Source organism: Cellulomonas sp. P1_G12_2 (assembly GCF_056405535.1).
In genome coordinates, this window is sequence record NZ_JBFUBX010000005.1 from 36,677 (window position 1) to 56,797 (window position 20,121).

The following is a 20,121-nucleotide window of genomic DNA, read 5'->3' on the forward strand; positions in this document are numbered from 1 at the left end:
TCGGGCATCGCGTCGGCACGATTGCGCATCTTCTCCGTTCCGTAGTGGGAAGAATCACGCACCCGTCGACTGTTTCCGAGTCAGCCTGCCTGTCCGCGCACCGAGCTCGTCGTGGCAGCGGACGGTTCAGTGACGTACACCGAGACTGACTGACGGATCCGAGTGCATCGCGGTGCTGCAAGGGGTCAGGGGCTCGAATCCCTGTGCTGGTCAGAGGCCACGCCGGGATCCCCTGAGCACGTCGGGGCCCGCGACCGGGCCGCTCGTGCCAGCATGAGGCGTGCTGAGCGTGAGCGTCATCGTCACCGCGTTCGACCAGGGCGGACTGGTCGCCGAAGCGGTCGAGTCGGTCCTGCGCCAGACCCGCGTCCCGGATGCCGTCATCGTGGTCGACGACGGCTCGACCGACGACGAGTCGGTCGACGTCATCGAGCGGCTCCAGAGGGACGCTCGGGTCAGGGTGCTGCGTCAGTCCAACCGTGGGGTCGGCGCAGCCCGGAACGCGGGGATCGCCGCTGCTGGGACCGACCTCGTGGCCGTGCTGGACGGCGACGACCGCCTCGCGCCGACGTTCCTCGAGCGGACGGTCGCGGTCCTGGAGGGTGACCCCGGCGCACGTGCCGCCTCGTCGTGGCTGCATGCGCACGGCGTGATCGACGCGGTCGTCCGGCCTCGCGGAGGGTCGGCGGTCGACTTCCTGCACCGCAACGCCTGCCCTGCGTCCGCCGTGGTCCGTCGCGACGCCTGGCGTGCGTGTGGCGGCTACGACGAGGACATGCGCAGCGGGTTCGAGGACTGGGACTTCTTCTTGTCGCTCGTCGGCGATGGTGGGCACGTCACCGTCGTGCCCGAGCCGCTCATCGAGTACCGGACGGCGCCCGCGTCCGCGAACGTCCGCTCCATGGACTCCCGGCTGGAGCTCTACGGCCGGATCGTCGACAAGCATCGCGCCGTCTTCGAGCGGCACCTGCGGGAGGTGCTGCTGGCGCTCGAGGCCCGCGCCATGGACGCCGCCGGCCGGTGGGAGGACCTCGTGGCCGCGGACGGGTCGCTGCCGGTCGGGGAGGTCACGTACGGCGACGGCGGCATGGCCGCGGCCGTCCGGATCGCCGTCCGCCGGGGCTGACCGCCTCCTCGAGGCCGTCGTCGTCGCAGCCGGACCTCATGGCACGAGCGGCAGGTCTACCGCGTCCGTCGTCGACCTCGCCCTTCCGCCGCGCGCGGCCGGGACGTCGAGGCGGCGCAGGACCAGCAGCGCGATGCCGGCGGACAGGACCTCGCCCGCGGCCAGGCCGGTCCAGATGCCGGTGGGGCCCGTGTGTCCGAGGGCGAGCACCAGCGGGACCTTGACGAGCAGGAGCGTTCCGACGGAGATGAGGTACGACGGTCGTGGTCGGCCGAGAGCCTGGAAGTACGCGGAGACCAGTGGTGTGACGCCGGCTGCAGCGAACCCGATCGCCAGGATGCGCAGAGCGTCGACGGACTCGGCGTGGACGGCGGCGTCGTCGACGAAGACGGCGGTGATGGGCTCGGCGAGCAGCGCGACGGAGCCGGCGGCGACGGTGCTGTAGACGAGGGTGGCGCGCAGCGACAGGGTCCGGGCGCGTCGGACGCGTGCGGCGAGCCGGCGACCGGCGTTGTACCCGACGATCGGCTGCATCCCCTGGCTGATGCCGAGCTGGGGCATCGCGACGAACGTCTGGATGCGGGAGCAGATCGCGAACGCGGCCAGTGCCGCGGTGGCGGCGGCCAGCCGGGACAGCGTGGTGTTGACGACCACGACGAGGAGGGTGGCGCCGAAGCCGGCGAGGAACGACGGGGCGCCGATACCCACGAGGGTGCGGACCGTCGGGAGGTGGGGCCGCAGGTCGGACCTGCGGACGCGGTAGGGGCGGTGCCGCTGGGCGAAGAAGAACCACATGCTCATGGCGGCGGAGACGGCCTGGCCGCCGACCGTTCCCAGGGCGGCTCCACGGACGCCGAGGTCCAGTCCGAAGATGAGCAGCGGATCGAGGGTGATCTGGACCGCGACGGGGACGACCCAGAGCATCGTGGCGAACCGCATCCGACCCTCGGCCCGGACGAGGCTGGAGAACCCGGTCGAGACGATCGCGCCGGCCAGGATGATCTGGGCGTACTCGCGCGCGTAGCCAAGGGTCTCGCCGTGGGCGCCGAGCAGCCGCAGGAGCGGCTCCAGCCCGGTCAGCCCGATCACGGTGGTCGTGACGGCGGCGGTCCAGAAGACGACGAAGGCGTTCCCGGCCGCGCGTGCGGCTGTGCTCGTGTCGCCGGAACCGAGGTGCCGGGAGACGACGGAGGCTGCGCCGACGCCGAGGGCGGTCGAGACCGCGCCCAGCGCCAGGAGCAACGGGGCGACGAGGTTGACCGCCGCCATCGCCGTGGTCCCGACGCCGCGGGCGACGAACCAGGCGTTGGTGAGCGCGTAGATCCCGTAGACCCCGACCGCGATGGTGGTCTGGGTGCAGGCGTGCCACAGCAGCCGCCCGACGGGCCGTTCGCCCAGGGCGGCGGCGTCGAGCGTGCGCCGCGTCCGCGCGCCGGTGTCCCGGGTGGTCACGGCTCGGTGAGCAGGCGCATCGTCGTGTCGATCTTCTCGCGTGCCCAGTCGTACTGGGTAGGTGTCGTGTGTCCGCGGTAGACGGTCTCGATGGCCATGATCACGACCAGGTGCAGGCAGTACAAGCGACGGCGCGTCTGCTCCCTGGGGGTGAGCTGCTCCTGGCCGTAGCCGCGCATGAACGCGGTCGGGTCGCCGAGGTCGGACAGCTGCGTGCCGGCGAACCCGGCCTCCATCAGCGGGTCCCCGTACAGGGCTCGTTCGTGGTCGATGATCGTGACGATCCTGCCGTCGCGGACCATGACGTTGGAGTCCCAGAGGTCCCACTCGACGAACCTCGGCTCGATGACGTCCTCGAGGACGTCGGCGTGCAGGGCGACCACCTTGCGGATCTCGTCGTAGTCCCGGCCGATGTCGACGTTGCGGGCCTCCCCGGCGGCCAGGACGTCCTCGACGAGGCCGGTGAACACGACCCGCCACGACGGGTCGCCCGGGCCGGCGAGCGGTCCGAACCAGCTCCCGCGGATCGAGTTCAGCTCGCGGTTGGCAGCGCCGAGCGCCTCGTTGTACGCGTCGCGCCGCTCGGTGCTCAGGCCGTCGGTGATGATGCCGAAGTTCTCGGCGTCGACGAACGGCATGAAGAAGTAGTCGGCGTCGACGAGCTCGTGGCTCAGGTCGGCGTGGTCGACCTGCGGGACCGGGACGTCGGTGCGTGCCGCGATCAGCGCCAGCGCGTCGAGCTCGATGCGCATCGCGCCGCGCTCGGCGGGCATCACGGGCACGCCCCGCGGCGGCGCGATCTTCACGACCACGGCCCGGCCGTCGCGCAGCAGGATCCGGTAGGCGACGTTGAACCAGCCGTGCCCCAGCTCCTCGAGCCAGGTGTCCGGCTCGCCCGTGGGCACCTGGTCGGCGCCGTAGGCACGCTCGACCATCGCACGCAGCGTCGCGGGCGTCTGGCGGTTCTTCGTGATGCTCTCCATCGAGTCCTCGTCATGGTGCGACAGGTGGCCCTGGGCGGCGCCTGGGGCACCATCCTGGTCGACGACCAGGCGGGCCGGGAGGGTGCGACGGGGTTGCGTCCGGGCGGCCGGCGGTTCAGCGCGGAGGGGGTCCGCTGCTCGCCCGGACGATGAGCTCCGTAGGCACGATCGTCAGCGCCGGAGCCGGGATCGACCGTGACCGGAGCTGACCGACGACGAGGCCGACCAGCGCGCGGCCGATGGCGGGGAAGTCCTGCCTGACGGTCGTCAGGGGCGGCGAGGCCCAGCCGCTGACGGCGATGTCGTCGAAGCCCACCACGGACACGTCCTCGGGCACGCGACGGCCCTGCTCGTGCAGCGCCCGCACCAGGCCGAACGCCATCTCGTCGTTGGCGCAGAACACGGCGGTCACCCCGAGGTCGTCCGCGAGCCGCTGACCCGCCTCGTAGCCGGAGCGCGCGCTCCAGTCCCCGTACACCGGCTCGGGCGGACGAATCCCGGCCTCCAGGAGGCAGCGGCGCCACGTACCGCTGCGCACGAGGGCGTGGTCCGAGTCCAGCGGCCCGGCGAGGTGGTGCACGGTGCGGTGTCCGAGGCCGAGCAGGTGGCGGACCGCCTCCTCGCTGCCCTGGACGTGGTCGGCGGTGACGGTGGGGTAGTGGCCTGCGAACTTGGAGAAGGACACCGCCACGGGCATGCCGGCGGGGAGCACCAGCGTCGCCGGCGTCGCCAGCTCGGCCCGCATGATGACGAGGCCGTCGATGGCCTGGTGCGAGATGCGGTGGGCCGCGTTCTCCCAGCCGTCCGGGGCGGGGTTGCGCACGTGGAGGAGCGTGACCGAGTAGTCCTCGAGCTCCGCGGCCGCGACGAGGGCCTCGGCCGTGAGGGCCTCACCAGTGCGGTTGAAGCCGTGCGAGAGCACGCCGATGGCGCCGAACGTGCCGTTCCGCAGCGCCTGGGCCGCCCGGTTCGGCGAGTAGCCGAGCTGGTCCATGGCGTGCACGACGCGTGCGCGGGTGCTCGATCGGACGGACTCGGCGCCTGTCGAGACGCGCGAGACCGTCTGCGGCGAGACGCCGGCAAGGCGAGCCACGTCTCCGATCGAAGGGCCCGAGCGGCGTCGGCCGGGCGCTGGCGCGGTGGTCATGGCGAGATGCTAGTGGGGAACAGGGATGGTGACGTCACCAATCGTCGCGAATCCATACCTGACCGTTACCAAAACGTCGCCGGAGGAGTCGTCGGACCGCTGCTATGGTGACGTCACCAATCGCCAGAGAGGTCGAGTGACGCCGGTGTCGCTCGTGGTCGGTGTGGACGAGACCTCTGTGGCGCGGAGCTGGGAACCGCCTGACCCACAGCACGGCGCACGACCTCCAAACAGCACAGTCGACCTATCCCGCTCACCCGCCGCGACGTCGCGGGGGGCGCGGGAGCCGGCGGCTCGGCGAGAGCCGGCGACGGTCCACGGGACGACCAACAGCACGAAGGGATCACCCGATGAAGAAGACACGCACGCTCGGGGCGCTGGGCGCCGTCATGACGCTGAGCCTCGCCCTCGCCGCTTGCAGCGGTGGAGGTGGTGGCTCGGGCACGGACGAGACGACTGACGCCAGCGGTGGTACGGGCGACAACACCTTGACGGTCTGGGCATGGGACCCGGCGTTCAACATCTACGCCCTCGAGGAGGCCGAGAAGGTCTACCAGAAGGACCACCCGGACTTCAGCCTCGAGGTCGTCGAGACGCCGTGGGACGACCTGCAGACCAAGCTGACCACGCTGGCCCAGTCGGGCGAGACCGACCAGCTGCCCGACATCTTCCTCATGCAGAACAACGCGTTCCAGAAGAACGTCATCAACTACCCGGACATCTTCGCCAACTTCGGCGACTCCAAGGTGGACTACAGCGAGTTCCCCGAGTCCGTCGTGGCGTACTCCACGGTCGACGACACCAACTACGGTGTGCCGTTCGACAACGGGACCGCGATCGGCGCGTACCGGACGGACCTCCTCGAGCAGGCCGGCTACACGGTCGACGACTTCACCGACATCACGTGGGACGAGTTCCTCACCCTCGGCAAGGACGTGCTGGCCAAGACGGGCAAGCCGCTGCTCACCGGCCAGGCGAACTCGGCCGACACGATCATGATGATGCTGCAGAGCGCGGGCGCGAGCCTCTTCGACGACGAGGGCAACCCGACGATCACCGACAACGACGCGCTGCTGGCCGCCATCGACATGTACGGGCAGCTGGTCAAGGCCGGCGTCTTCGTCGAGGTCAACTCGTGGGACGAGTACATCAACACGATCGTGAACTCGAACACGGCCGGCATCGTCAACGGCGTGTGGATCTCCGGCTCCATCCAGTCGGCCGCGGACCAGTCCGGCAAGTGGGCCGTCACCAACGTCCCGAAGCTCGACGGCGTCGACGGGGCGACGAACTACACCGCGAACGGTGGCTCGTCCTGGGCGATCACCCCGAACGGCAACGAGGCGCTCGCCAGCGACTTCCTGGACGCGACCTTCGCCGGCTCGACCGAGTTCTACGACACGATCCTCCCGAAGTCGGGCGCACTGGCCAACTGGCTTCCCGCGGGTGAGTCGGACGTCTACAACGAGCCGCAGGAGTTCTACGGCGGGCAGCCGATCTACGCCGACGTCCTGAAGTTCGCCGCGCAGGTTCCCAGCAACAACACGGGCGCCTACTACTACGAGGGTCGCGACGCCGTGAGCGTCGCCATCACCAACATCCTCAACGGCGCGGACCCGAAGGCCGAGCTCGACCAGGCGCAGCAGACCGTCGAGTTCGCCATGGGGTGACCTGAGGGCGGGCGGCGGAGGCCGGTCTATCGGCTCCGCCGCCCGCTTTCCTGCCCTGCCCGTCGTCACCGCGAAGAAGAGGTGAGCCGATCGTGTCCGCTCCCACCGCACCGACCGAGGGCCGCGCACCGAGCGCGCCCCCGCCCGGGACGAAGAAGTCCCGTCCGTCCAGGCCGCCCAAGGCGGCACCTCTGTCAGCGATCCAGCGCCGCCGCAGCCTGACCGGGTGGACGTTCATCATTCCCGCCGCGGCCATCATCGTGCTGGTCAACTTCTGGCCGATGATCCAGGCGCTCTTCCTGTCGCTGAAGACGGGACGCGGGACCCAGCTGAGCTGGGCCGAGCCGCTGTGGCTGAACTACCAGCGACTGTTCCAGGACGACCAGTTCCGGCTGACGCTCAGCACGACGTTCATCTACCTGATCATCCAGGTACCGATCATGCTCCTGCTCGCGATGCTGCTGGCGAACGTGCTCAACGCACCGTGGCTGCGGTGGAAGGGGTTCTGGCGGACGGCGATCTTCCTGCCGTGCGCCGTGGGCCTCGTGTCGTACTCGCTGGTGTTCCGGCAGATCTTCGCGACCGACGGCCTCGCCAACGACCTGCTCACGCAATTCGGGATACTCGACTCTCCCGTCAACTGGCTCGGCCAGACCGGCACCGCGCGGATGGTGATCATCCTCGGCCTGCTGTGGCGGTGGACCGGCTACAACATGATCTTCTTCCTGGCCGCCCTGCAGAACATCGACCGCTCGACCCTGGAAGCGGCCCGCGTCGACGGCGCGAACGGGTTCAAGACCTTCTGGTACGTGACCATGCCGCAGCTCAAGCCGATCATCCTGCTCTGCGCGATCCTGTCGACCAACGGAACGCTGCAGATGTTCGACGAGTCGTTCAACCTCACCGCAGGTGGCCCGGGCAACACGACGATGTCGGTCTCGCACTACCTGTACAACGTGTCGTTCCGCAACAGCCCCAACTTCGGGTACGCGGCCGCCATCTCCTACGCGATCCTCATCATCGTGGCCATCCTGGCCGCCATCCAGCTGAAGGTGGGCGACAAGCGTGACTAGGACAACACTTCGCCGGATCCCCGCTTACCTGTTCCTGTCGGTCGCCGTCGTCCTGTCGGTCTTCCCGCTGTACTTCATGACCGTCTCGGCGACGAACACGAGCAACGAGGTGATCGCGTCCAAGCTGCTTCCGGGGGGCCACCTCCTCGACAACTTCCGGTCGCTCGTCGACGCCCAGCCCCTGGGGACGGCGTTCTACCACTCCGCGGTCAACGCCGTCGCGACGACCCTGCTCGCCCTGGTGCTGTGCTCGATCGCGGGGTACGCGTTCGAGATCTACCACTCGCGGGCGAAGGACGCCGTCATGGGGCTCCTGCTCCTGGCGATCATGATCCCGTTCGCGGCCACGATGATCCCGTTGTTCCGCCTCTTCGCCCAGCTGGGCCTGGTGAACTCGACGGCCGCGGTCATCCTGCCCCTGATCGCGACACCGTTCCTGATCCTGCTGTTCAGGCAGGCCTCGCGGACGTTCCCGCACGAGATCATCGAGGCGGCGCGCCTCGACGGGCTGGGCGAGGTGAGCATCTTCGCGCGCATCTACCTGCCGACGATGAAGCCCACCCTTGCTGCCGCGGGTGTCATCACCTTCCTGTTCTCGTGGAACAACTTCTTGTGGCCGAAGGTGATCCTGGTCGACAACGCGTACCAGACCTTGCCGATGCTGCTCTCGAACATGCGCGCCGGGTACGTCACCGACTACGGCAGCCTCATGCTCGCCGTGTTCATCGTGTCGGTGCCGACGGTGGTCATCTTCCTGGCGCTGCAGCGCCACTTTGCCGAGGGCGTCACGGGGGCCATCAAGTGACATTCGACCTCAACCGGATCGCGGACCCCCAGTTCGTCAAGGAGAACCGGCTCGACGCGCATTCCGACCACCGGTGGTTCGCCTCCCCGCAGGAGGCGAAGACCGGAACGAGCTCCTTCGAGCAGTCGCTCAACGGGCTGTGGAAGCTGCACTACGCGAAGAGCCCCGCCCTCGTCGTCCCCGGCTTCGAGCGGGTGGACGTCGACGACTCGGGCTGGGACGACGTGCCGGTGCCCGCCCACGTGCAGCTGCTCGGCTACGACCGCCCGCAGTACACCAACGTGCAGTACCCGTGGGACGGCTACGAGCAGCTCGAGGCGGGGCAGGTTCCCCAGCGGTACAACCCCGTGGCGACGTACCGCCGGACGTTCACCCTCGAGCACCCGCTCGAGCCTGGCGAGCGGCTGAGCGTCAGCTTCCACGGCGCGGAGAGTGCCGTCGCCGTGTGGCTGAACGGCGCCTACGTGGGCTACGGGACCGACTCGTTCACGCCGTCGGAGTTCGACCTCACCGACGCCGTGGTCGACGGCGAGAACCTCATCGTGGCGCAGGTGGTCCGGTGGAGCGCCGGGTCGTGGATCGAGGACCAGGACTTCTTCAGGTTCTCGGGCCTGTTCCGGGACGTCGTCCTGAACCGCCGGCCCACCGTGCACGTCGAAGACGTCCGAGTAGTGACCGACGTCGCCGACGACCTGTCCGAGGCGACGGTGCGCGTGCGCGTCGTCCTGGCCGGCGAAGGCAGGGTGGACGCCCGGATCGTCGGTGCCGGACAGCTGAGCGGCGACGACGAGCTCGTGGTCCGCATCGAGAGCCCGCGGCTGTGGAGCGCGGAGGACCCTCACCTGTACGACCTCACGCTCGACGTGCACGACGCGTCGGGCCGCCTGACCGAGCACATCCCTGTGCGAGTAGGTGTGCGCCGGTTCGGCATCGAGGACGGCCTGCTCAAGGTCAACGGGTCCCGCGTGGTCTTCAACGGCGTGAACCGGCACGACTTCGGCCTCCAGGGTCGCGTGATGACCCGTGAGCAGACGGAGGCCGACCTCCGGCTCATGAAGCGGCTGAACATCAACGCCGTGCGGACCAGCCACTACCCGAACAACTCGTTCTTCTACGAGCTGTGCGACGAGTACGGCCTGTACGTCATCGACGAGATGAACCTCGAGTCGCACGCCATGTGGGACAGGGTGGCCATCGGTGGGGCGCCGATCGAGGAGGCTCTGCCCGGGGACCGCCCCGAGTGGCTGCCCGCCCTGCTCGACCGCGCCGCGAGCATGCTGGAGCGGGACAAGAACCACCCGAGCATCGTCATGTGGTCCTGCGGCAACGAGTCGTACGGCGGGACGGACATCCTGGCGGTCGCGGACTACTTCCGTCGCGAAGACTCCCGGCCTGTGCATTACGAAGGGGTGCACTGGGACCCGCGGTACCCCCAGACGACCGACGTCGTCTCGCGGATGTACGCGCCGGCCACCGAGATCGAGGAGTTCCTCGCGACGCACCGCGACAAGCCCTACCTGCTGTGCGAGTACGCCCACTCGATGGGCAACTCGTTCGGCGCGGTCCACAAGTACCTCGACCTCGCCTACCGTGAGCCGTTGTTCCAGGGCGGCTTCATCTGGGACTTCGCGGACCAGGCACTGCGGCGCACCGACCCCGGTGGCCGTGAGTACTTCGGCTACGGCGGCGACTTCGGCGACGCGCCGCACGACTCGGACTTCAGTGGCAACGGCATCGTCTTCGCCGATCGCACCCTCAAGCCGATCGCCCAAGAGGTGCACTACCTCTACCAGGGCTACCGGCTCTCGGTGGACGCCGACAAGGTCACGGTCGAGAACCGCCACCTGGCCACCCCGTCGTCGGCCCACGAGTGCGTGGTCACCGTCGCCCGAGAGGGTCGGGTGCTCCAGGAGGAGGTGCTCGACACTGCCGTCGCCCCTGGGGCCTCGCAGGTCTACGCGCTCCCCGTCACGGTGCCGACCGCACCCGGGGAGTACACCGTCGACGTGTCCTTCCGACTCCGACGCACCACGCGCTGGGCGTCGGCCGGGCACGAGGTGGCGCACGAGCAGGCGGTCGTGGTCGTCGCTGGCTCCGTGCCGGCCCGTCGGGCCGCCACACCGGAGGTCGTCTACGGCATCCACAACGTGGGCGTGCGGGGGAGGCACTTCACCGCCCTGTTCTCGCGGCTGCACGGGGGGTTGCTCTCCTACCGCTACGGGCTGACGCCGGACGGCGGCCGGGAGCTGCTGCGCTCGGTGCCCCAGCCGAGCTTCTGGCACGCACCCACCTCCAACGAGTACGGCTGGGGCGCACCCGCGCAGGACGGCGCGTGGCTTCTCGCCAGCCGGTATGCGAAGGCCGTCCGGGGGCCCGACGAGCCGGCGGTCGAGCAGACGGACGCCGGCGTGCGCGTCCGCTTCCGGTACGAGCTGCCCACCACGCCGGCGGGGGAGTGCGAGCTCTCCTACCTCGTGGACGGTGACGGTCGCGTGGAGGTCACCCTCACCGTGCGACCAGGTCCGGGGTTGTCGGACATGCCCGAGCTCGGGCTCCTGCTGGCGACCGACCACTCGTTCCGCCACCTGCGCTGGTACGGGGACGGGCCCGAGGAGTCCTATGTCGACCGTCGAGCGGGCGCGCGGCTGGGTGTGTGGGAGGCCGACGTCCGGACCGCGCTCACGCCCTACCTGCGTCCGCAGGAGGCGGGCAGCCGGACAGGCGTCCGCTGGGCGACCGTGACCGACGAGCGTGGGGCGGGCCTGCGGTTGGAGTCCGACCAGGGCATGGAGCTGTCGGCCCTGCCGTGGACGCCGTTCGAGATCGAGAACGCCGCGCACCACACCGAGCTTCCGCCGATCTATCAGACGATCCTGCGGCCGGCGCTCCAGCGGCGCGGGGTCGGCGGCGACGACTCCTGGGGTGCGCAGACCCACGCCGAGTACCGACTGCCCACGGATACCGAGCTGACCTTCCAGTTCGCCTTCCGCGGGCTCCTGTAGGTCCACCGCACCACTCGGTGCTCAGATCCGCCTCGAAGGCCCCGTGGCCAGCTAGATCGCTGGTCGCGGGGCCTTTCGGGGTGCTGAGATCGGTGCGCCCCGAGTCAGCGGACCTCCTCGAGGATGGTGAGGTCCCAGGCGCCGACGGTGAGGTCGGTGCCACCCTCGACGGTGGCGTCGTCGAGGACGGACCGGGCCGTGACGGGGCTCGTGACCTGCACGGGGCTGTCGGAGTAGTTCAGGAGGTAGGTCAGCGGTGCTCCGGCGGAGTTCACGCCTCGGCGAACGGTGACGGTCCCGGCGAGCTCCTGCGGCCAGCCCCACAGGCCCGCGTCGCGCACCGCCAGGGCGAGCACCTCGCGGACCAGGGCGGGTCCGGTCATCGTGCCGAGGTGGATCGCTGTCCCGGCCCCCGCGCGATGCCGGGTCACCGCCGCCTGACCGCCCCACGCAGGGTGGTCGTACGACGCGAGCACCTCCGCGCCGTCGGGCTGCAGGAGCTCCATGAAGCGCAGGGCGGAGCGGTCGTCGGGGCCCAGCGCGGCGGCGCCCGGGGCGGCCGCCAGGTCGCCGTGCAGGGTGAGGCGCACGTCGACCGGGACGGTGAACTGGTTGTACGTGAGCCCGAGGACGCCCGTGAGCGAGTGCGGCTGCCGGTCGCTCCACACCTTGACGTGCTCGTCGGCGACGAACGACTTGAACGTCGAGACCAGGTGGCCACCGTCGCCGACGAACGCGCTCAGCCGCTGCAGCGTCGACTCGGGCGCCGAGTACAGCGCCGGGACGACGACCATCGCGTACCGGCTGAGGTCCTCGGTGTCCGGGGAGACGAAGTCGCACTCGACGTTCAGCTCGAACAGGGCGTCGTACACCCAGCGGAGCACGTCGTTGTAGCCGATCGACGGGCGGAGGAAGGCGGGGAACCCGGTCTCGACGGTGAACCACTTCAGCGCCGTCAGGGCCTCGTTGCTGACCATGACCGCGACCCGGTTGGACTTTTGCAGGTGCACGAGCGACCGCCCCACCCGCCGGAGCTCGGCACCGATGACGGCGGCCTCGTCGTAGGTGGGGTTCGCCTGGAGGTCGTGGCTGAGCAGTCCGCGCCAGTACGTCTCGAAGGAGTTGTGGATGGAGTGCCAGTGCCAGTACATGACGGCGTCGGCGCCGCTCGCGAGGTGGCTGTAGGCCTGCAGGCGCAGCTGGCCCGGGTAGGGCAGCCAGGCCGGCTGCCCTTGGGCCTGGGTCTCCAGCACGAGGTAGTTCGCGCCGCCCTTGATCGAGCGGGTCATGTCCCCACCGAACGCGATCTCCTTGCCGGAGAGCGCGGACTGCGTGGGGTGGTAGATGTCGACGCCGGCGATGTCCACGTGCGCCGCAGCCCGGAAGTGGTCGACGGCCGGCTGCAGCCCGTAGGACCAGCCCGGCCCCCAGTCGAAGTCGAAGTTCTGCGTGAGGAACTGGTCGCCTCGCGCGTACTCGCGCACGATGGCGGCCTGCCACGCGAGGAACTCCTCCACGAGAGAGCGGCGGAACCGGTCGAACGAGGCGGCCAGGGAGCCGTTGATAGTGCCGCGCACGTCCGGGAAGTCCTCCCAGGCGTCGACACGGTTGGACCAGTAGTCCAGGCCGAAGGCACGGTTCATCGCGTCGACGTCGTCGTCGAACGTCTCGCGGAGGTGCGTGACGAACCTGCGCTGCACGTCAGCCGAGGCAACGTCGTAGTACTTCGTCTCGTTGTCGAGCTGGAAGCCGATGACCGCACGGCGGTGCGCGGTGTGCGCCAGGAGCGCGCGGATGACCCGCTCCGAGTGGAGGAGGTACGCCGGGTTGGTGATGTTCATGATCTGGCGCGCCCCGTAGCGTCCCTGGCCCGTGCTCGTCTCGGCGAGCACGTCCGGGTGCGACTTCACGAGCCACGCCGGCACCGCGTAGGTGGGGGTCCCGACGATGACGTGGATGCCGGCGGCCTCCATCGCGTCGAGCGCGCGGTCGATGTGCGTGAAGTCGAACACGCCGGGCTGCGGCTCCACCGTGCTCCAGGTCGACTCGGCGACGCGGACCACGTTGAGGTTCGCCGCCTGCAGCATCGCGACGTCGGTGTCGATGCGGTCGGTCGGCATGTACTCGTCGTAGTAGGCGGCGCCGTACAGGATCTCGTCCATGCGTGTCAGGCCTCCGTGCCTCGGGTCGGTGCGAGCAGCTCGATCTCGGGCCTGCGCGACGCTACCTCGACGGGGCGAGGACTGGTTCGCACAGGTGCCGTCCTGAGGACTGCCGGCGGTTCTGGAAGGTCGAGATCGCCGCAGGCGAGGTCACGGCGTGGTTTGTGTTCCCGTTCCCCTAGAGTCTCGTGCGATGGGACCGACGCCCGCGCCGCGCAGACGCCCGACGATCCGTGACGTCGCGGCTGCGGCGGGCGTGTCCCGGGGCACGGTCTCGCGCGTCATCAACGGTGGGCACTGGGTGTCCCCGGACGCGCTCGCGGCCGTCGAGGAGGCGATCCGGACCACCGGCTACTCCGCCAACCCGCACGCGCGCAGCCTGGTCACCGGACGGTCGAACTCGGTGGCGTTCCTGCTCACCGAACCCCAGCACCTGCTGTTCGAGGACCCGAACTTCTCGATCCTGCTGCGGGGAGCCGCCCAGGCGCTGGCCGCACGCGGCATGCCGCTCCTGCTCATGGTCGCGGGCACCCCCGAGGAGCAGAAGCAGGTCGCGTCCTACGTCGGCGCCGGGCACGTCGACGGCGTCCTCGCGATCTCCTCGCACAGCGGCAACCGCCTCCTCGACGCGCTGGTGCGGCAGGGCATCCCGATGATCTCCTGCGGCATCCCGCTCGGCTTCGAGGGCAGCCTCGGCTACGTCGCCGCGGACGACCTCGGCGGCGGGCGGCGGATGACGCGGCACCTGCTCGACATCGGCCGCACCAGGATCGCGACGATCACCGGACCACTGGACACCCCCGGGGGCAGGCTCCGTCTCGAGGGTTACCGCGACGAGCTCGGGTCGCTCTACGACGAGTCGCTCGTCACCCACGGCGACTACTCGCGGGACGGTGGCGCGGCGGGGATGCGGACGCTCCTCGAGCGGCGACCCGACATCGACGCGGTCTTTGTGGGCTCCGACCTCATGGCTGCGGGCGCCCTGCAGGTGCTCCGCGAGGCCGGCAGACGCGTCCCGCAGGACGTGGCGGTCGGAGGCTTCGACGACTCCGGGCTCGCGGCGACGCTCGATCCGCCGCTGACCACCATGCGGCAGCCACTCGAACGGATCGCCGGCGAGATGGTGCGCCTGCTGATCGAGCTGGTCGAGGGCGGGGAGCCAGCCGCCGTCACGCTGCCGACCTCGCTCGTCGTGCGCGCCAGCACCCGATCGGCTGGACCGACCCCTTCCTGACGAGCCGGATCAGGCCGACCGCCCGGTCCGAGCCGCCCGGAGGGGATCCTGAACGACACGCGCCTTCACGCCTGTGCACGCTCCCATCCGGGCCCGACATACGCGGACATCTTGACGGGCGCTTTCGTGCGCTCATACGGTGGCTGAGTGCTGTGCACGTGCACACTCCAATGAGACAAGGACGTCCCATGCAGCCGATCAGCCGACGCCGAACCCCCATGCTCGCCCTCCTCGCCGCGGGCGCCCTCGTCCTCGGCAGCGCGGGCCCCGCTCCGGCCGAGGAGCCCGACGGCCTGGTCAACTTCGCACCGGTCCGCAGCAACCTCGCCGCGAAGCCCTGGGTCACGGTGAGCGCCACCGCGGCGCAGGCGAATGCGGGACTCGCCGTCGACGGCGACCTGACGACCGCGTGGACCGCGCGCGGCAAGGGTCGGCACTCCCTCGTCCTCGACCTCGGCGGGGCGTACGACAACATCCGGAAGGTCGGTCTCGTCTTCCCCGACGCGCACGGCACCTACCAGTACGTGGTCGAGTCCTCCGCAGACGGTCACCGGTGGAAGACCCTCGTCGACCGCAAGAGGAACAAGCAGGCGGGTCGCGGCGAGGAGCACCTCGTCGCGCGCGCCGGGATCGCCTTCCTGCGCGTCACGATCACCGACGTGTCCCCGGGCGCCGTCGCCGGCATCAGCGAGCTGTCCGTGTGGAACTACCTGCGCGACGACGTCGTGCTGGGCGCGGACATCTCCTACGCCGACCAGAACGACGCACAGGGCCTGACCTACGTCGTGGACGAGGGCGCGGCGCCGGTGCCGATCCTCGAGGCGGCTGCCGACGCCGGCATGGAGTACATCCGCCTGCGCGTCTTCAACGACCCGCGCGACGAGCGGACGGGCGAGTACCTCGATCCCGCGTACCAGAGCCCGGAGCGCACCCTCGACGTCGCGCGCAAGGTCGTCGAGCAGGACATGGGCCTGGGCATCGACCTGCACTACGCCGACTCGTGGGCCGACCCGAGCAAGCAGGCGAAGCCCACCGCGTGGCGTGAGCTGCCCTTCGACGAGCTGACCCAGGCGGTCTACGACTACACGTACGCGACCATCGACGCGCTCGTCGCGCAGGGCACCACTCCCGACAAGGTCGCGGTGGGCAACGAGCTCATCAACGGCTTCATGTGGGGGAGCGAGCGCCCGCAGCCGTGGTTCGACGACTCGGTGTGGTGCGGCTCGTGCTTCTTCAACCACGACCCGTCGTTCGTCTCGCAGCCCGGCGGCGCCCTGCTCTGGGACTACTGGGGCTCGGACGACCCGGCCGAGCAGGCCGCCTACGACGCCGCGTGGGACCGGTTCGCCACCCTCCAGGCGTCGGGCATCAAGGCCGTCCGGGATGTCTCGGCGGCCCACGGCGAGGACATCCAGGTCGAGACCCACGTGATCATCGACAACGGGAAGGTCGACAAGACGCTCGAGTTCTGGGACCAGTTCCTCACCCGGCTGAACGCCAAGGGCCAGGACATCGACGTCATCGCGCACTCCTACTACCCCGAGTGGCACGGGACGCCCGAGCACTACGAGGCGAACCTGCACCAGGTCGCCGCGGCGCACCCGGGCTACGCCATGGAGATCGCCGAGACGTCGCACCAGTCGAACGACTGGGACGGCCTCCCGGTCCCGAACTCGCCCTACCCCAAGACCGCGGAGGGTGCCGGCCTCTTCCTCCAGGACGTCTTCCGGATCGCGAACGACCTGCCCGACAACCGCGGTGCCGGCGTCCTGGTCTGGGAGCCCGCGAACTGGCAGGAGATGATCGACTGGTCGAACAGCGCCTGGCCGGTGCTCACGTTCCACGAGACGGTCGAGGTCTACGAGGCCAGCGACGCCGAGTTCGTGGTCGCCGACACCGTCTACCGGACGGTCCGCACCTCGGCCCCGCTCAGGCTGCCGGCCACCGTCGACGTCCTCGACTCCGACGGCACGCTCCACGCAGTGCCCGTGACCTGGGACGCGGTCCCCGCCCGCGCCCCGTCCCGCCCCGGACAGGTCGTCGTCAGCGGCACCACGGTCGAGCACGGTCCGGTGACCGCGATCGTCGACGTCGTCCACAGAGCTCTCGCCACCCCCTGAGCGCTCGCGCCTGACGCACCACCGGCGGTGGCCCATCGCGGGCCACCGCCGGTGGCGTGCATGCCGCCTGTGGGCGACAGGGAAGCGCACCGCATCGGTTGCGCCCCAGCGCGCTGCGGGGTCAAGATCGCCCGACGGCTGCAGCCGTCCCCATGAAGGAGGTCCCAGATGGCCACGACGGAGACGGCGATCCTCGCCGGGGGGTGCTTCTGGGGTGCGCAACAGCTGCTGCGCCGTCGCCCGGGAGTGATCTCGACACGCGTCGGGTACTCCGGCGGCGACACCCCGAACGCCACCTACCGCAACCACGGCGACCACGCCGAGGCCGTGGAGATCGTCTTCGACCCCGAGCAGATCTCGTACCGGGACCTGCTCGAGTTCTTCTTCCAGATCCACGACCCGTCGACGAGGAACCAGCAGGGCAACGACATCGGCCGCAGCTACCGGTCGGCGATCTTCTTCACCTCGGACGAGCAGCGTCGGGTCGCGCTCGACACGATCGCGGACGTCGACGCGTCCGGGCTCTGGCCCGGCAAGGTCGTCACCGAGGTCGAGCCGGCCGGTGAGTTCTGGGAGGCCGAGGAGGAGCACCAGGACTACCTGGAGAAGATCCCGCACGGGTACACGTGCCACTACGTGCGCCCCGGCTGGCGGCTCCCGCACCGCGACGAGCAGCGGGTCGGGTAGCGCCCGAGTCGTGCGCGGCTCGGCTGAGCCGTGCGCACGGCGTCGGCGAGGTCCCGTTGGCGATCCCTGGCTGGGTCATAGCCAACCGGTCGCTGTCGAGGCGGGTGGGTGTGGTCGGCCCGAGTTCCCCCCGTCTGGCGGGTCGACGGACACGGTGTCGCGGTGGGATCGTCGGACGACGCACCGCGGAGGACACACCAGTGCTCGGACCACGACGGACGACCCAGGGTCGTCATTCGGCGCGCCCGCGGCAGGGGCGGCGGCCGTGGGAGTCGGTCGCGATCCTCGCGTCGATGGCGTTCCTGACGGCCGTCCTGGCCGCGCCGCCCATCGACACCTCCCACTCCGCCGACGTCGAGGGGGCGGTGACGGGCGCCGAGGCGCCGGTCTCGCAGGAGCCGACGGGACCGGCGTACACCCAGGCGCTGACGCGGCTCGACGACCGCGTGACGGCGGTGGAGACGGCGACCGCCACCCTTGTCGGCCATCCGTTGGTCGACACCACGAAGGCTGCCTCGCGGACCCTGTTCCGTCCCGGCGTGGCCGACGCCACGGCCGCGCCCGTCACGTCGGGGTTGACCGCCGAGCAGCTCCCGGACCGAGTCCTGGGCGCGCGACGGCAGGTGGCCTCGGGTGACCTCACCACGGCCGCGCGCGTGGTCAAAGGAGTCGAGACCGACGTCCTGCTGGTCGCGCTCGACCTCGGTGACCAGTCGGCGCAGAACGTCGCGATGACGCGCCTGCTGGTCTCCGCCGACCCGCAGGTCGCGCTGCTCGACGCGGCCGTCGGGTCCACCCACGCCGCCGCCGAGGTCCGCGACGTCGTCGCGGCCGCCAGCTCCGCGGTCCAGGCCAGGGACGCCGCGGCCGGCATCACCGTCGCGGCGCAGCAGATCGCGGTGACGGGGGACGAGGCCGCCAAGGCGGCGGTCGCCAAGGTGGAGGAGCAGGCCCGGTCGACCGACGGCTACACCAACGGGAACATCCCGCTGAAGGTGCTCTGCGCGGTCGCGTTCGCGCCGAGCCAGCACCTGCGCTGCGACGCGGCGGAGGCCCTGGCGCGGCTGAACGCGGCCTACCGCGTCGACTTCGGTCACGACCTGAGGATCACGGGCTCGTACCGCTCGCTCGAGGAGCAGATCAGCACGCGGGCGGCCAAGGGGACCATGGCCGCGGTGCCCGGCACGTCCAACCACGGCTGGGGTCTGGCGATCGACCTCGACCAGGCAGACGGCTACCGGTCCGCGCAGTACGCCTGGCTCAAGGCCCATGCGATGACGTACGGCTGGCACCACCCGACCTACATGGACGAGGGGGGTCGCGGACCCCACGAGCCATGGCACTGGGAGTTCGGCACGTCGGACGACGCCGGCACCGGCACGTCGGTACCGATCACCGTGGGCGTCGCGGCGCCGACCGCCCCGCCCCCGACCGCGCCCGCGCCGCCCGTCGTCGAGCAGCCCAGCGTCGCTCCGGCGGTGCCGGCGCCTGCCCCGAGCGCCACGCCGACCACGACGCCGACGCCGACGCCGAGCAGCAGCCCGACCGCTTCCGCGGGGCCGTCCGTTCCGTGACGTGCCCGTAGGCGCCGTGGACCTCCCCCTGGTTCCGGGGTGAGCGTCCGTCCACTCTTCGCCCCGAGGGGATCAGAGGATAGTATTCATCGATTCTACTGATGGGTGGGCGGCATGGAACTTCGACAGCTGGAGCACTTCGTCGCGGTGGCGGAGGAGCGTCACTTCACCAAGGCGGCCGAGCTCCTGCAGATCTCGCAGTCGGGACTGTCGGCGTCGATCAGGGCCCTGGAGAGCGAGCTGTCGGCGACGCTGTTCGTCCGCAGCACGCGCCGGGTCGAGCTCACGGCAGCGGGTGACGCACTGCTCCAGGAGTCGTACCGGACGCTCGCCAGCGCCGCGGCCGCGCGCGAGGCGGTCCAGTCCGTGCAGGGCCTGATGTCCGGCACGGTCGCGGTCGGCAGCGAGCAGTGCCTCGGCGTGGTCGACGTCCCGCACGAGCTGGCCTCATTCCACCAGCAGCATCCCGGGGTGGGTGTACGACTCGGCTTCGCCGGCTCGTCGGCGCTGCTCGCGGACGTCGCCGCGGGGCGGCTCGACCTCGCTCTCGTCGCGGTGTGCGGGGCTCCGCCGCCCGGCATCACGCTTGAGGCGCTGATGCGTCGCCCGTTCGTGGTGCTCTGCCGTCCCGACGACTTTCCGTCCGACGTCGAGTCCGTGTCGGTAGGTCAGCTCGCAGGTCACCGGCTCGTCGGCTTCCAGCCGGACTGGGCCGCCCGCATCCTGACCGATCGCCTGCTGGAGTCGGGCGGCCTCCCGTCGAAGGTCGACCTCGAGGTCAACGACGTCCACACCCTGCTCGACCTCGTCGAGGCAGGGATGGGCATCGCCCTCGTCCCGCAGACCGTGGCGGCCAAGCGGCCCGACCGGCTCCGAGCGATCCGGCTCACCGGCGAGCACGTGCCCAGCTGGGATGTCGCGGTGGCGGTGCCCGCCCATCGCGGACCGGCCGCGGAGGCTCTGCTCGCTCAGCTGCGGATCGCCGCGCGAGAGGCAGGCGGCAGCCCGTCAGAGTCGTGACGGACCCACGGACGGCGGACGACCGGGGGAGCGCCTGGCGTGGGCGCCCCCCGGCCGCACCGCTGT

General features: G+C 70.5%; 14 protein-coding genes. 10 read left to right on the forward strand and 4 right to left on the reverse strand.

Annotated features, from left to right (window positions below):
• The first annotated feature begins 289 nt into the window (after positions 1–289).
• On the forward strand, positions 290–1,126 hold the full coding sequence (locus AC1DXT_RS16195) for a glycosyltransferase family 2 protein (protein WP_477062331.1): 837 nt from the start codon (positions 290–292) through the stop codon (positions 1,124–1,126).
• A 36-nt stretch (positions 1,127–1,162) separates the two neighbouring features.
• Here the strand turns inward: AC1DXT_RS16195 and AC1DXT_RS16200 are convergent, their stop codons facing one another.
• From AC1DXT_RS16200 to AC1DXT_RS16210, 3 genes are all read right to left on the reverse strand, one after another.
• The gene (locus tag AC1DXT_RS16200; RefSeq protein WP_477062332.1) at positions 1,163–2,578 is read right to left on the reverse strand and encodes an MATE family efflux transporter; all 1,416 of its coding nucleotides are present in this window, start codon (positions 2,576–2,578) and stop codon (positions 1,163–1,165) included.
• Entirely contained in the window at positions 2,575–3,561 is a 987-nt protein-coding gene (locus AC1DXT_RS16205; protein ID WP_477062333.1) for a phosphotransferase family protein, read from the reverse strand. Before AC1DXT_RS16205 ends, AC1DXT_RS16200 begins: the two co-directional genes overlap by 4 nt.
• A 115-nt stretch (positions 3,562–3,676) precedes the next feature.
• On the reverse strand, positions 3,677–4,654 hold the full coding sequence (locus AC1DXT_RS16210) for a LacI family DNA-binding transcriptional regulator (RefSeq protein WP_477062334.1): 978 nt from the start codon (positions 4,652–4,654) through the stop codon (positions 3,677–3,679).
• Between the two features lie 404 nt (positions 4,655–5,058).
• Between AC1DXT_RS16210 and AC1DXT_RS16215 the strand changes: the two genes are divergently transcribed.
• The 4 genes from AC1DXT_RS16215 (at position 5,059) to lacZ (ending at position 11,258) form a co-directional block, all read left to right on the forward strand.
• A complete protein-coding gene (locus AC1DXT_RS16215) occupies positions 5,059–6,378 on the forward strand; it encodes an ABC transporter substrate-binding protein (protein WP_477062335.1) in 1,320 nt (439 codons plus the stop codon).
• Positions 6,379–6,470: 92 nt separating this feature from the next.
• Positions 6,471–7,451 (forward strand): carbohydrate ABC transporter permease, encoded by a 981-nt coding sequence (locus AC1DXT_RS16220; RefSeq protein ID WP_477062336.1) that lies wholly within the window; start codon positions 6,471–6,473, stop codon positions 7,449–7,451.
• Positions 7,444–8,256: a carbohydrate ABC transporter permease gene (locus tag AC1DXT_RS16225; protein ID WP_477062337.1), complete on the forward strand. Its 813-nt coding sequence runs from the start codon at positions 7,444–7,446 to the stop codon at positions 8,254–8,256. Before AC1DXT_RS16220 ends, AC1DXT_RS16225 begins: the two co-directional genes overlap by 8 nt.
• Positions 8,253–11,258, forward strand: a complete 3,006-nt coding sequence (gene lacZ / locus AC1DXT_RS16230) for a beta-galactosidase, LacZ type (protein ID WP_477062338.1) — start codon at positions 8,253–8,255, stop codon at positions 11,256–11,258. Before AC1DXT_RS16225 ends, lacZ begins: the two co-directional genes overlap by 4 nt.
• A 104-nt stretch (positions 11,259–11,362) precedes the next feature.
• Here lacZ and AC1DXT_RS16235 read toward each other — a convergent pair whose 3' ends face one another.
• The gene (locus AC1DXT_RS16235) at positions 11,363–13,420 is read right to left on the reverse strand and encodes a beta-galactosidase (protein ID WP_477062339.1); all 2,058 of its coding nucleotides are present in this window, start codon (positions 13,418–13,420) and stop codon (positions 11,363–11,365) included.
• A 193-nt stretch (positions 13,421–13,613) separates the two neighbouring features.
• Here AC1DXT_RS16235 and AC1DXT_RS16240 point away from each other — a divergent pair, with 193 nt between their 5' ends.
• From AC1DXT_RS16240 to AC1DXT_RS16260, 5 genes are all read left to right on the forward strand, one after another.
• Positions 13,614–14,654, forward strand: coding sequence for a LacI family DNA-binding transcriptional regulator (locus tag AC1DXT_RS16240; RefSeq protein WP_477062340.1), 1,041 nt, complete (start codon positions 13,614–13,616; stop codon positions 14,652–14,654).
• 188 nt (positions 14,655–14,842) lie between these two features.
• Complete coding sequence (locus tag AC1DXT_RS16245) at positions 14,843–16,774, forward strand: glycosyl hydrolase 53 family protein (protein ID WP_477062341.1); 1,932 nt, start codon at positions 14,843–14,845, stop codon at positions 16,772–16,774.
• Positions 16,775–16,942: 168 nt separating this feature from the next.
• On the forward strand, positions 16,943–17,461 hold the full coding sequence (msrA, locus tag AC1DXT_RS16250) for a peptide-methionine (S)-S-oxide reductase MsrA (RefSeq protein WP_477062342.1): 519 nt from the start codon (positions 16,943–16,945) through the stop codon (positions 17,459–17,461).
• 293 nt (positions 17,462–17,754) lie between these two features.
• The gene (locus tag AC1DXT_RS16255; protein ID WP_477062343.1) at positions 17,755–19,035 is read left to right on the forward strand and encodes a M15 family metallopeptidase; all 1,281 of its coding nucleotides are present in this window, start codon (positions 17,755–17,757) and stop codon (positions 19,033–19,035) included.
• 114 nt (positions 19,036–19,149) lie between these two features.
• On the forward strand, positions 19,150–20,055 hold the full coding sequence (locus AC1DXT_RS16260) for a LysR family transcriptional regulator (RefSeq protein ID WP_477062344.1): 906 nt from the start codon (positions 19,150–19,152) through the stop codon (positions 20,053–20,055).
• Positions 20,056–20,121: the final 66 nt, after the last annotated feature.